The 13537-nt window shown below is 60.8% G+C and carries 7 protein-coding genes and 1 pseudogene; 5 read left to right on the top strand and 3 right to left on the bottom strand.

The features are described 5' to 3' along the window. The first annotated feature begins 119 nt into the window (after positions 1 to 119). The 4 genes from BTE54_RS08095 (at position 120) to BTE54_RS08110 (ending at position 4916) form a co-directional block, all read left to right on the top strand. Positions 120 to 1343 carry a lytic murein transglycosylase gene (locus BTE54_RS08095; protein WP_078052054.1) on the top strand — a complete coding sequence of 408 codons (1224 nt, stop codon included), beginning with the start codon at positions 120 to 122 and terminating at the stop codon, positions 1341 to 1343. 63 nt (positions 1344 to 1406) lie between these two features. Next, on the top strand, positions 1407 to 2642 hold the full coding sequence (locus BTE54_RS08100; protein WP_078052055.1) for a DUF459 domain-containing protein: 1236 nt from the start codon (positions 1407 to 1409) through the stop codon (positions 2640 to 2642). A 247-nt stretch (positions 2643 to 2889) separates the two neighbouring features. After that, complete coding sequence (locus BTE54_RS08105) at positions 2890 to 3564, top strand: response regulator transcription factor (protein WP_078052056.1); 675 nt, start codon at positions 2890 to 2892, stop codon at positions 3562 to 3564. Beyond that, the gene (locus tag BTE54_RS08110; protein WP_078052057.1) at positions 3561 to 4916 is read left to right on the top strand and encodes a HAMP domain-containing sensor histidine kinase; all 1356 of its coding nucleotides are present in this window, start codon (positions 3561 to 3563) and stop codon (positions 4914 to 4916) included. Before BTE54_RS08105 ends, BTE54_RS08110 begins: the two co-directional genes overlap by 4 nt. Before the next feature lie 73 nt (positions 4917 to 4989). On the opposite strand, the gene BTE54_RS08115 is transcribed toward BTE54_RS08110, so the two are convergent. Together BTE54_RS08115 and gltB are read right to left on the bottom strand one after the other, a co-directional pair. After that, a complete protein-coding gene (locus BTE54_RS08115; RefSeq protein WP_065656528.1) occupies positions 4990 to 6444 on the bottom strand; it encodes a glutamate synthase subunit beta in 1455 nt (484 codons plus the stop codon). A 180-nt stretch (positions 6445 to 6624) separates the two neighbouring features. After that, a pseudogene (gene gltB / locus BTE54_RS08120) lies at positions 6625 to 11280 on the bottom strand (glutamate synthase large subunit); the annotation flags it as partial. Positions 11281 to 11742: 462 nt separating this feature from the next. On the opposite strand from gltB, the gene BTE54_RS08125 reads away from it, so the two are divergent. Next, positions 11743 to 12795 carry a low specificity L-threonine aldolase gene (locus tag BTE54_RS08125; RefSeq protein WP_078052058.1) on the top strand — a complete coding sequence of 351 codons (1053 nt, stop codon included), beginning with the start codon at positions 11743 to 11745 and terminating at the stop codon, positions 12793 to 12795. A 30-nt stretch (positions 12796 to 12825) separates the two neighbouring features. On the opposite strand, the gene BTE54_RS08130 is transcribed toward BTE54_RS08125, so the two are convergent. Continuing rightward, positions 12826 to 13515 (bottom strand): response regulator transcription factor, encoded by a 690-nt coding sequence (locus tag BTE54_RS08130; protein WP_078052059.1) that lies wholly within the window; start codon positions 13513 to 13515, stop codon positions 12826 to 12828. Between the last annotated feature and the right edge of the window lie 22 nt (positions 13516 to 13537).

Below are 13537 nucleotides of genomic sequence, written 5' to 3' on the forward strand. Positions count from 1 at the left end.
AAGGGTGACGCTACCATCTATTAATGGTAAAGAATTTGTTGACGTTCTTTTGTTATCCATGATGACGCCCGATGCGTTTTCGCAATCGAAATGACATTCGAGAGAACGAAAGACAGACGATGACAAAGATGATCCTTTCAGATGTCCGCAAATTCGGCTGCATGCTGGTTGCAGGCCTGGCAATCTCGCTGGCGCCCGTTTCGGCCCGCGCCGATCAGGGATTCCGTCAGTGGATCAACCAGTTCTATGCAACAGCCGCGAAAGAAGGCATTAGCAAGGCGACCTATCAGAAGGCCTTTGCCGGTGTCAGCGAGCCGGATCCCGACGCGCTGCGCAAGGCCACCTTCCAGCCGGAATTCACCACGCAGATCTGGGATTATCTCGATTCCCGCGTCAATCCGTACACGGTGCGGATCGGCCGCGAGATGAAGATGAAGCACGCAACGACCCTCAACTGGATCGAGCGTAACTTCAACGTCGACAAGCACATCATTCTCGCCATCTGGTCGATGGAATCGAATTACGGCGCGGTTCTCGAAAAACCCGAACGTCTGCACAACATCCCGCAGGCGCTGGCAACGCTCGCCTATTCCGATCCCAAACGCGCCAAATTCGCGCGCACGCAATTGATCGCCGCTCTGAAGATTCTCCAGGCGGGCGATGTCACGCCGAAACAGCTGACAGGCTCCTGGGCGGGCGCGATGGGTCACACCCAGTTCATTCCCACCAGCTACCTGCTTTATGCGGTGGATGCGGATGGCAACGGCAAGCGCGACATCTGGCACTCCGTTCCGGACGCACTGGCAACCGCTGCCAATCTTCTTTCCAAAAACGGCTGGGAGCCCGGCCGGACCTGGGGTTATGAAACCGCCGTTCCACGTGGCGGCGCCCGTTATGAAGGGCAAACGAAGACCATTGCGGAATGGACGAAGCTCGGCTTTGCCCGCCCGAACGGCAAGAACTTCACGCGCGGTTCCGATCGCGCCATGCTGAAATTGCAGGGCGGAGCAAACGGCCCCGGCTTCCTGATGATGAAAAACTTCTTCACCATCAAGAAATACAACGCATCCGACAGCTATGCGCTAGCCGTCGGCCTGCTTGCGGATGAGATCGCCGGTTATGGCGGCATGCAGCAGAAATGGCCGCGCCCCGACGGGACGCTGGACATTCGTGAAAAATTCGAGCTGCAGACCCGCATGAAGGAGCTCGGCTATTATGACGGCGAGGTCGATGGAAACTTCGGCTCCGGGTCGAAAGCCGCCATCAGCGCCATCCAGTCGCGCATGGGTATGGAAACCGATGGCCAGCCGTCGCAGCGGTTGCTGAGAGCCCTGCGCAATTGATAATGTGCCGGTGAATTCGGCGGCGGCGTGAGCGCCGCCGATGCATCCGGAAAGGTTGATGTCATGAGTAGGAAACCTGCGGCGAAGAACGGAAGAACCGGCTGGCGTTTCTGCGCCGTCCTTCTTTGCGCTGTCCTTACCGTGCCGCTCGTTCCTTTCGAAAGCTTCGCGCAGGAGCAACGGCGCACCCTGTTTGAAATGCTCTTCGGCAGACCGGTGGGCCGCGATGGCGGATCCGGGCGCGAATACCAGCCCCGCAACCGTCGCGACTTTCCGTCTGCTCCGCGCGAAAGATCGGTCACCCGCCCGCAACCCGCCAGAAAAGCGCCTTCGGTGGTGCAGATGCGAACCGCAAAGCCGGAGCCAGCCGCCAAGCTTGAAAATGCGCGGCGCGTTCTGGTCATCGGCGATTTTCTCGCCGGCGGCATGGGTGAAGAACTGGTCAATGCCTTCGCCAGTTCGCCTGCAATCGCCGTCGATGTGCGTGCCAATGGTTCTTCCGGCCTCGTCCGTACCGATTACTACGACTGGTTCACCAACCTGCCGCAATTCATCAGCGAGACCAAACCAGCCACCATCGTCATCATGATGGGATCGAACGATCGCCAGCAGATGCAGATCGGCGATATCAGGGAAAAGTTCGGCACGGAGGTCTGGTTCAAGGAATATGAGCGGCGGATCGACGAGCTTCTGGCCCTTGCCGGACGCCCAAAGGTGCCGCTCTTGTGGGTTGGCCTGCCCGCCTTCCAGTCGCCGTCGCTTTCGGCCGATCTCGTCGGTTTCAACCGCCTTTATCGCAGCCATGTCGAGAAATATGGCGGCGAATTCGTCGACGTCTGGGACGGTTTCGTTGATGAGGCGGGAAAATTCGTCATTACCGGCTACGACATGAACGGCCAGCAGGCCCGCCTGCGCGAGGCTGATGGCATCGGCATGACCCAGGCCGGCAAACGCAAGCTTGCGTTTTACGTCGAAAAATTCGTGCGCCGGCACCTCGATAGCGCCGGGCCGGACCTCGTGAAACTGGACGGCAGCAATCTGCCGGCGCTCACCTCCCTGCCAGCACTCGGCATCGATGCCGGGCAGGTGCGCACCCAGCCTATCAGTCTCACCGATCCCAATCTCGATGGCGGCGACAAGCTGCTGGGCGATGCTCCTTTGACCGCCGGACCGACACGCGTATCCGTGGTGGAATCGCCACGTGAGAGGTTGACCAAGCGGGGCGAAATGGCCGATGCACCGGCAGGCCGCATCGATGACTATCGTGTGGCGCCCGATACCACACAGGCAAAACAATAGACGCTTTCGCAGCTGCCTGACCGCCCCGCAGCGGGCGTAATGTTTAGGCAATCCGCGCATGACAGGATAGGTACAGCTTTGCAGGAATGCGGGGTTGGCCATCCACCATCCCCGGTCCCCTTTTTGCATGGCGACATCCATTTGACGGCGACGCCTCGCTTGTTTGTAGCGTCAGCGGCGCCGTCGTTTTTTGCCTTTCGCCGCGCCCCTTTCCGGACGGTACGCCGGACAATACCGAGATGAATTCATGCGCCTGCTGCTTGTTGAAGACGAACGCGAAATGGCAGCAGCCCTGTCCGCCGCGCTCCACCGGTTCGATATTATCGTGGATACGGTCGGCACGCTCGATCTTGCCCGTCACGCCATCATGGACGGCGTCCACGACCTTGTCGTGCTCGACCGGCAATTGCCCGATGGTGACGGCATCCAGCTTATCGAAGACTTGCGGCTCCTGCCCGTCACCCCGCCCGTCATCGTGCTCACCGCGCAGGGCGCGCTTGTGGATCGGGTGAATGGCCTGAACCTCGGTGCGGACGATTATCTGGCCAAGCCATTTGCCGTCGAGGAACTGCTTGCACGCATTCGCGCCCTGATGCGCCGGCCGGCGGGCACCGTGACGATGACGGCAAAACTGGGCAGGCTGGAATTTTGCTTCGAAACCCGCGAAGTGCGTATCAAGGGCGAATTTCTTCCGCTGACCAGACGCGAACTGCTGATCCTCGAGGCCCTGTTGCGGCGACAGGGCAGAACGGTGCTGCGCTCATTGCTGGAGGAAGCCGTTTATAATTTCGACGATGAGATCCAGTCCAATGCACTCGATTCCCATATCTCCCGCCTGCGCCGCAAATTGGCGGCCGCGGATGCGGGCCTTGAGGTCCACGGCATTCGCGGCGTCGGTTACCTGCTGAGGGCAACCTCGTGAAGCTGGCCAGAAGAAAATCGCTCAAGCGCCGGCTCACCATTCAACTGCTGCTGTTCCAGATCGGCAGCCTGTTCTTCGTCACCGCCGCGATTGTCACCTATATGTCGAGCGGCGGCGCAGGCAGCGCGCTGCTCAGCCCGGATGCGGCCCAGATAACCGCCAACGCGATCATACGGGATGAGAACAATCGGCTGGTTCTCCAAGAAACGCCCGAATTCATCAACCTGCGCAGCAATACCTCCGATTTCTGGTTCGTCGCGGTCAGCGAAAAAGGGGAGATCGTGCAGGGCGGGCAGGTGCCCGAGGCATTCAGCAACATGGATCAGCAGCTGAGCGACATCAGGGTCTCCGACGTGCGCGACGCGGCGCTGTCCTATTCCTACCTCGCCGTGGTGCGCATCGCCATTGTTCGCCGCGCTTCGGGGCCGGCCGGAGAATTCGTCATGATCGGCAAAGGCGGACCGTTCAGCATGACCTTCCCCGTTTTTTTGTTCTCGAACATATTGATCATGCCTGTCCTCATTCTCATGTCCATCGTGACGGTCGTGACCATCCCCTGGATCATCCGCCGGGAATTTCGCGCCCTTTCCACCATTGCCCGCGCGGCGGAAACCATCGATATCGACAGGCGCGGATACCGATTGCCGGATGGCGATATTCCACGGGAGGTGCAGCCGCTCGTGCATGCCGTCAACGGCGCGTTGAAGCGGCTGGACGATGGCTACGAACGGCACAAGCGCTTCATTCTCGATGCCGCCCATGAATTGCGAACCCCCGTCGCCATTCTCCAGACCCGCGTTGAAACGCTGCTGGACGGCCCGGCCCGCAGCAGAATATTGGCGGATGCCAGCCGTATCGCCGTGCTGGCCGAACAATTGCTAGATTTGCAGCGCCTTGGCGGGCAGAAAGCACCGCTGGTTCCGCTTGATATCGTCGGCCTGTGCAGGTCCGTCGTCGCCGATATGGCGCCGCTTGCGATCTCACAGGGATATAATCTGTCCTTCGAGCCGGAAGAGGAACCGATCCTCGCCCTTGCCGATGATGCCTCGCTGCAGCGCGCTTTAATGAACATCGTGCAGAACGCCATTGAACATGGCGGCAATCGCGGAACCATCACCATAAGAGTGGCCTCAAACCGGGTGATCGAGATAGCCGATGAAGGAAATGGTATTCCCGAGGCGGAACGGGAACTCGTCTTTGATGCGTTTCACCGGCTGAGGCCGAAGGATCGCGGCACCGGGCTTGGGCTCAATCTCGTGCAGGAGATCGTCCGTTATCACGGCGGCGAGATCACCATCAGCGATTCCTCCACCGGCGGCGCCTGTTTCCGCATTGCGCTTCCCTATTGCTGAGGACACCCAAGTCAAACAAAAAGGCCTGTCGCGTCCGCAACAGGCCTTTCCACTTCTTATCGGTTCCGCCTGCTTAGCGCGGAAGAACGGTCGCACCCATCAGCGCCTCATCGATCGCGCGCGCCGCCTGACGGCCTTCGCGGATCGCCCAGACCACCAGCGACTGGCCGCGGCGCACGTCGCCCGCCGCCCACAGCTTGTCGACCGAGGTTTTGTAGTCCGTTTCGTTTGCGATCACATTGGTGGAACCGCGACGGTCGGTGTTGAGAGTCAGCTTGCCTTCCATTTCCTTCAGCACGCTGTCCGTGAAGGGACCGGAAAAGCCGATGGCGATGAAGGCGAGATCGGCCTTGATGATGAATTCCGTGCCGGCAATCGGCTTGCGGCGGTCATCCACCTGACAGCACTTCACGCCGGTCAACACGCCGTCTTCGCCGACGAATTCGAGCGTCGCCACCTGGAACTCGCGGATAGCGCCTTCGGCCTGCGAGGACGAGGTGCGCATCTTGGTCGCCCAGAAGGGCCAGACGGCCAGCTTGTCTTCCTTTTCCGGCGGCATCGGGCGGATGTCGAGCTGCGTGACCTTCACCGCACCCTGACGGAAAGCCGTACCGACGCAGTCGGATGCGGTATCGCCGCCGCCGACAACGACGACATGCTTGCCGCCGGCAAGAATCGGATCGGCCGGCCAGCCGACGCTGTCGATATTTTCGCGACCGACGCGGCGGTTCTGCTGCACGAGATAGGGCATGGCATCGTAGACGCCATGCAGATCAGCGCCACCGATACCGGCCGGGCGCGGGGTTTCCGAACCGCCGCAATAAAGCACGGCATCGTGGTCGGCCAGAAGCGCCTCAACCGTCACATCGACGCCGACATTGACGCCGCAATGGAAGGTGACGCCTTCACCCTTGATCTGCTCGACACGGCGGTCGATGAAGTTCTTCTCCATCTTGAAGTCCGGGATGCCGTAACGCAACAGGCCGCCGGGCTTGGATTCGCGCTCATAGACATGGACCTCGTGGCCGGCGCGGCCGAGCTGCTGCGCAGCCGCCATGCCCGAAGGACCGGAACCGATGATGGCCACCTTCTTGCCGGTGTGGATCGTCGCAGGCTTCGGCACGATGAAGCCCAACTCATAGGCCTTGTCGGCAATCGCCTGCTCGACGGTCTTGATGGCGACCGGCGCATCCTCGAGATTCAGCGTGCAAGCCTCCTCACAAGGCGCGGGACAGACGCGGCCGGTAAATTCCGGGAAGTTGTTGGTGGAGTGGAGGTTGCGGATCGCCTCTTCCCAATTGTTGTTATAGACCAGATCGTTCCAGTCGGGGATCTGGTTATGCACGGGACAGCCGGTCGGGCCGTGACAATAGGGAATGCCGCAATCCATGCAGCGCGCCGCCTGCTTCTGCACCTCGGCATCCGACATCGGAATGGTGAATTCGCGGAAATGGCGAATACGATCCGATGCGGGCTGATACTTGCCCACCTGCCGGTCGATCTCCAGAAAACCTGTAACCTTGCCCACGTTTATGTCCTCACATCAAAGCGGAGCGCCTGTCGGGCCCCAGTACCAGTAAGCGAAACCAAAAGCCGCCCCCAGCACGATGAACTCAAATCCGGTCTCGCCGCTCGTCCAAATGATCGCCGTGGGAACGGCGACCGCGATCATCAGCGAGACCAGTTGGTGTAATTCTCACGCGGCGGATTACTCCGCCGCCACGCCCATGCGCATGCGCTCCATTTCCTCAAGCGCACGGCGGTATTCGACCGGCATGACCTTGCGGAATTTTGGACGGAACTCGCTCCAGCGGTCGAGTATATCCTTGGCGCGCGACGAGTTCGTGTAATGGAAGTGGTTCGAGATCAGCTGGTAGAGGCGCTCCTCATCGTGGCGCGTCATGTCCTCGGAAACGTCCACACGTCCCTTGTGCATGAGGTCGCCGCCGTGATGGTGCAGCTTCTCCAGCATGTCGTCCTCTTCCGGAACCGGCTCCAGCTCGACCATGGCCATGTTGCAGCGGGTGGCGAAATCGCCCTTCTCATCGAGAACATAGGCCACGCCGCCGGACATTCCGGCCGCGAAGTTACGGCCCGTTTCACCGAGAACGACGACGATGCCGCCGGTCATATATTCGCAACCGTGGTCGCCGACACCTTCGACAACCGCGACCGCGCCGGAGTTACGCACCGCGAAACGCTCGCCAGCCACGCCACGGAAATAACACTCGCCGGTGATCGCACCGTAAAGAACGGTATTACCGACGATGATCGAGTTCTCCGCGACGATACGGGTGTTTTCCGGCGGACGCACGATGATGCGGCCACCCGACAGACCCTTGCCGACATAGTCGTTGCCGTCACCCACCAGATCGAAGGTGATGCCACGGGCGAGGAAAGCGCCGAAAGACTGGCCCGCCGTACCCTTGAGGGTGACGTGGATCGTGTCGTCTTTCAGGCCCTTGTGACCCCAGCGCTTGGCAAGCGCACCCGACAGCATGGCGCCGGCGGAACGGTCGACGTTCTTGATCGGCACTTCGAAGACCACGGGCTCGCGGTTTTCGAGCGACGGCAGGGACTTCTCGATCAGCTTGCGGTCGAGAATGTCATCGATCGGATGCTTCTGGCGCTCGGTCCAGAAGGTTGCTTCCTTCGGAGCCTCGACCTTGTGGAAGATGCGGCTGAAATCCAGCCCCTTGGCCTTCCAGTGCGCCAGCATCTCATCCTTCTCCAGCAGCTCGGAAGCGCCGATGATCTCGTCCAGCCTGGTAACGCCAAGCGAAGCGAGGATTTCGCGCACTTCTTCGGCCACGAAGAAGAAATAGTTGATGACGTGTTCCGGCGTGCCCTTGAAGCGCTTGCGCAGAACCGGGTCCTGCGTGGCGACGCCCACCGGGCAGGTATTGAGATGGCACTTGCGCATCATGATGCAGCCGGCCGCGATCAGCGGTGCGGTGGCGAAGCCGAATTCATCCGCACCGAGCAGCGCGCCGATGATGACGTCGCGGCCGGTCTTCAGACCGCCATCCACCTGCAGGGCAACGCGCGAGCGAAGACCGTTCAGCACCAGCGTCTGCTGGGTTTCGGCAAGACCGATTTCCCATGGGGAACCGGCGTGCTTCAGCGAGGTGAGCGGCGAAGCACCCGTGCCGCCATCGAAACCGGCAACGGTGATATGGTCGGCGCGCGCCTTGGCGACACCGGCCGCAACCGTGCCGACGCCGACTTCCGACACCAGCTTCACCGAAACATCCGCTTCCGGGTTGACGTTCTTCAGGTCGTAGATCAGCTGGGCCAGATCTTCGATGGAATAGATGTCATGATGCGGCGGCGGCGAAATGAGGCCGACGCCCGGGGTGGAGTGACGGGTTTTGGCAACGGTCGCATCCACCTTATGGCCGGGCAGCTGGCCGCCTTCGCCGGGCTTGGCACCCTGCGCCACCTTAATCTGCAGCATATCGGCATTGACGAGATATTCGGTCGTCACGCCGAAGCGTCCGGAAGCGATCTGCTTGATGGCCGAGCGTTCCGGGTTCGGCTTACCGTTCAACAGCGGCATGTAACGGTCGGATTCTTCGCCGCCCTCACCCGTGTTGGACTTGCCGCCGATGCGGTTCATGGCAATCGCAAGCGTGGTATGCGCCTCGCGGCTGATCGAGCCGAAGGACATGGCGCCAGTGGAGAACCGCTTGACGATATCGGCTGCCGGCTCGACCTCATCGATGGAGACCGGCTTGCGACCGAGTGCTTCCGCCGACTTGACCTTGAACAGGCCGCGAATGGTGTTCATGCGCAGCGCCGTCTCATTCACCATGCCGGCGAATTCGCGGTAGCGATCCTGGCTGTTGCCGCGCACGGCGTGCTGCAGCGAGGCGACGGCATCCGGCGTCCAGGCGTGGCTTTCGCCGCGCATGCGATAGGCGTATTCGCCGCCAATATCGAGCGTGTTGGCGAGGATCGGGTCCTTGCCAAAGGCCGCCGTGTGGCGTGCCACGGTTTCTTCGGCAATCTCTGTCAGGCCGACACCTTCGATGGAGGTGGCGGTGCCGAAGAAATACTTCTCGACGAATTCCGAGGAAAGGCCGATGGCGTCGAAAATCTGCGCGCCGCAATAGGACTGGTAGGTGGAAATGCCCATCTTGGACATGACCTTGAGGATGCCCTTACCCACAGCCTTGATGTAGCGATAGACCACTTCATCGTCGGAGACTTCCTTCGGGAAGGCGCCGTGCTTGTGCATGTCAAGCAGCGTGTCGAAGGCAAGATAGGGGTTGATCGCCTCGGCACCATAACCGGCCAGCAGACAGAAATGGTGGATTTCGCGCGGCTCACCGGTTTCGACGACGAGACCGACGGAGGTGCGCAGACCCTTGCGGATCAGGTGATGGTGCACGGCGGCCGTCGCCAGAAGGGCGGGGATCGCGATGCGGTCCGGGCCGAGCTGGCGGTCGGAAAGAACGATGATGTTGTAACCGCCGCGAACGGCCGATTCCGCACGCTCGCACAGGCGGTCGAGCATTTCAGGCATGCCTTCGGCACCGCGCTCCACATCGTAGGTGAAGTCGAGCGTCTTGGTGTCGAAACGATCTTCCGTGTGGCCGATGGAGCGGATTTTTTCCAGATCGCCATTGGTCAGGATCGGCTGGCGCACTTCCAGACGCTTGGCACGAGCCGCACCTTCATGGTCAAGAATGTTCGGGCGCGGACCGATGAAGGACACGAGGCTCATGACAAGCTCTTCGCGGATCGGATCGATCGGCGGGTTGGTCACCTGCGCGAAGTTCTGCTTGAAATAGGTGTAGAGCAGCTTCGACTTTTCCGACATGGCCGAAATCGGCGTATCGGTGCCCATGGAACCAATGGCTTCCTGACCGGTCGTCGCCATCGGCGACATCAGGAGCTTGGTATCTTCGCTGGTGTAGCCGAAGGCCTGCTGACGGTCGAGCAGCGACACGTCGCGGCGCAGCGCGCGCGGTTCAACCGGCTTCAGCTCTTCGAGGATGAGCTGCGTGCGGTCGAGCCAGGTGCGATAGGGGTGCTTGGCGGCAAGCTCGTGCTTGACTTCCTCGTCGGAAACGATGGAGCCCTTTTCCATATCAATGAGCAGCATCTTGCCGGGCTGCAAGCGCCACTTCTTGACTATGCGCTCTTCCGGCACCGGCAGCGTGCCTGCTTCCGACGCCATGATGATACGGTCGTCATCGGTGACGAGGTAACGCGCGGGGCGCAGGCCGTTGCGGTCGAGCGTTGCGCCGATCTGCTTGCCATCGGTGAAGGCGACGGCGGCCGGGCCGTCCCACGGCTCCATCAGCGCTGCGTGATATTCGTAGAACGCCTTGCGTTCAGCAGACATGGACTGGTTGCCGGCCCAGGCCTCCGGGATCAGCATCATCACGGCATGGGCCATGGAGTAGCCGCCGCGCACGAGGAATTCGAGCGCGTTGTCGAAGCAGGCCGTGTCCGACTGGCCTTCATAGGAGATCGGCCAGAGCTTGGAGATATCGTCGCCGAACAGCACCGAGGAAACCGACGCCTGACGCGCCGCCATCCAGTTGACGTTGCCGCGCAGCGTATTGATTTCGCCGTTATGGGCGACCATGCGGTAGGGGTGCGCCAGCTTCCAGGACGGGAAAGTGTTGGTCGAAAAACGCTGATGCACGAGGGCGACGGCGGATTCGAAGCGCGGATCGGCCAGATCCTTGTAATAGGCACCCACCTGATAGGCGAGGAACATGCCCTTGTAAACGATGGTCGAGGAGGAGAGGGAAACGGGATAGAAATCCTGCGTTTCCTTGCCGCCGCCCTCGTCATAGATGCGGTTGGACAGTACCTTGCGGATCAGGAACAGCTTGCGCTCGAAATCGGCATTGCTCGCGGCATCGCGGCCGGCGCCGATGAAGACCTGCACGTGGTGCGGTTCGGTCGCTGCGATATCCGGCGCCTTGGAGAGCGAGGAATTGTCGACCGGCACATCGCGGAAGCCGAGGAACTGCTGCCCCTCTTCGCCGATGACGTCGACGATGACCTTCTTGTAATGCTCGATGCGGGAAGGATCGCGCGGCATAAAGATGTGGCCGACGGCATATTCGCCGGCCTTCGGCAGGGTAACGCCCTGCGCGGCCATTTCCTCGCGGAAGAAGCGGTCGGGGATTTGCACGAGAATGCCCGCGCCATCGCCCATCAGCGGATCGGCGCCGACGGCGCCGCGATGCGTCAGGTTCTCGAGAATGAACAGGCCGTCCTTGACGATCTGGTGCGACTTGGCGCCCTTCATATGGGCAACGAAGCCGACGCCGCAGGCATCATGTTCATTGGCCGGATCGTAAAGACCCTGCCTTTCCGGCAAACCGCCCGCGAAACGCGCTTTCGCAGAAACGGGTGCGGCCGCAGCCGCGGTGGGACAGTCTGTGGTCAGGGTGGCGGCGGCGATTTCCGCCTGCGGCTTGTTCGTCATTTTTGTCCCTCCTGCAAAATTACTTGCATGGTTTCATGCGAAGATCCGGCTCGACGCGAATTTTCGCTTCCCGCAAAATCCGCATTCAATCCGGCTCCACCAAATTTAGGACAGCAAAGCTGTCTCAATTCACGAGGATTTTGGCAGAAACAGGCGAATTTAGCAAGGGTGCGAATCCAATTAGTGAAAGCCCCTTTTTGCAGCGAAGTTTCGATACTGACCTATTGCGCGAAACTTTCTTATCGCAACACCCGCAGAGCCATTGCTTTCATTGCCGGATTTGCCAATCGCAATCTTAGGCCATAGAACTTTGCCGTTCATCGCGCCACGCATTCCCAAACCAGAACCCCAGCCATCGGAAAGCCTTCAGAGATGTTTTTTGCTTCAGACAATTGGGCCGGCGCCCACCCTGCCGTCAACGAACGGCTTTCGCGGGAATCCACGCGCTTTGCCGCCGCCTACGGCACCAGCGAACTCGATCTCTCCATCGAAAAGCGCTTCAACGAGATTTTCGAGCGCGAGGTCGCGGTGTTTTTCGTCGCCACCGGCACGGCTGCCAATTCGCTTTCGCTGGCCAGCATCGCCCGCGCCGGCGGCCTGACCTTCTGTCACTCCGAAGCGCATGTGATCGAGGACGAGTGCGGCGCGCCGGATTTCTTTTCCGGCATGCGCATGGTCGCCGTCGAGGGACCGAACGGCAAGATGTTGCCGGAGAACCTCATCGAGCGCATTGCGCGTTATCCGCAGGATGCCGTGCATCACGGCCGGGCCGCAGCCATCACCGTGACGCAGGCGACCGAGGCCGGCACCGTCTACACCCTCGATGAAATCGACGCCATCGCCAAAATAGCAAAAGACAACGGCCTGCCGCTGCATATGGACGGCGCGCGTTTCGCCAATGCGCTGGCCGCCCTCGGCACCACGCCCGCCGAAATGACCTGGAAACGCGGCGTCGACGTGCTGTCTTTCGGCGGCACGAAAAATGGCTGCTGGTGTGCGGAAGCAATCGTGTTTTTCGATCCTTCGCTCGCCCGGGATTTCTCCTTTCTGCGCAAGCGCACCGCTCAACTTTTCTCGAAATCGCGTTTCATCGCCGCGCAATTCGAAGCCTATCTGCAGGACGACCTGTGGCTCGGTCTCGCAAGCCATGCCAATGCCATGGCCAACCGGCTGCGCGCCGGCTTCGGCTCGCTGAACAGCGCCCGCCTCGCTTGGCCGACCCAGGCCAATGAAGTTTTCGCCATTCTGCCGAAGGCTGCCGCAGAAGCCGCCACGGCAAAGGGTGCGAAGTTCTATGACTGGCTGGAGCCGCGCGACATGCCGGAAAAGGTCGGCAAGGACGAAGTGCTGATCCGTATGGTCACCAGCTTTGCGACAACCGAGGCCGATGTCGACGAATTCCTGTCGATCTGCGCTGCCGTTTAAACTATCGGAGGGCGTCGCCTTGCGGCGCCCTCATACCTCCTGCAGCCGGTAACCGACCCCGGTTTCCGTCAGAATATAGCGCGGCTGATCCGGGATTTTTTCGATCTTCTGGCGAAGCTGGCGCACATAGACCCGCAAATATTGCACATCGGTCAGTTCGTCCCATACATGCTCCAGCAGAAAACGGTGCGTCAGCACCTTGCCGGCATGCTGCACCAGAACCCGCAGAATGTCATACTCCTTGGGCGAGAGCTTCACTTCCCGGTCCTCCACCTTGACGATGCGCCGGACCAGATCGACGGAAAGATCGCCGGTCTGGAACACCGGCCTCTCCCCCTGGCTTTGCAGACGATGGCGCAGGGCGACGCGGATGCGGGCGACGAGTTCGTTCATGCCGAAAGGCTTGGTGATATAGTCATCCGCCCCCAGTTCCAGCGCCCTGACGATACCCGCCTCATCCGTGCGGCTGGAGAGAATGATGACCGGCAGCGCCAGCCCTTCGCCGCGCCATTTCGCCAGAAGATCATGACCCGACATATCCGGCAGGCCGAGATCGAGAACGACGAGATCGGGCTTGTCCTCACTGACCAGCTGCATGGCGACCTTCGCATTCATCGCCTCGCTCACCGCATATTCCTGGGTCGACAGCCCTACGCGCAAAAGCTTGCGGATCGGCGGTTCGTCGTCGACGATCAGAATACGAACGGCGGAATTGGTCATTCTCGATCTCCCTCAGCGGCAT

Source organism: Agrobacterium sp. YIC 4121, assembly GCF_002008205.1.
GTDB lineage: Bacteria > Pseudomonadota > Alphaproteobacteria > Rhizobiales > Rhizobiaceae > Agrobacterium > Agrobacterium leguminum.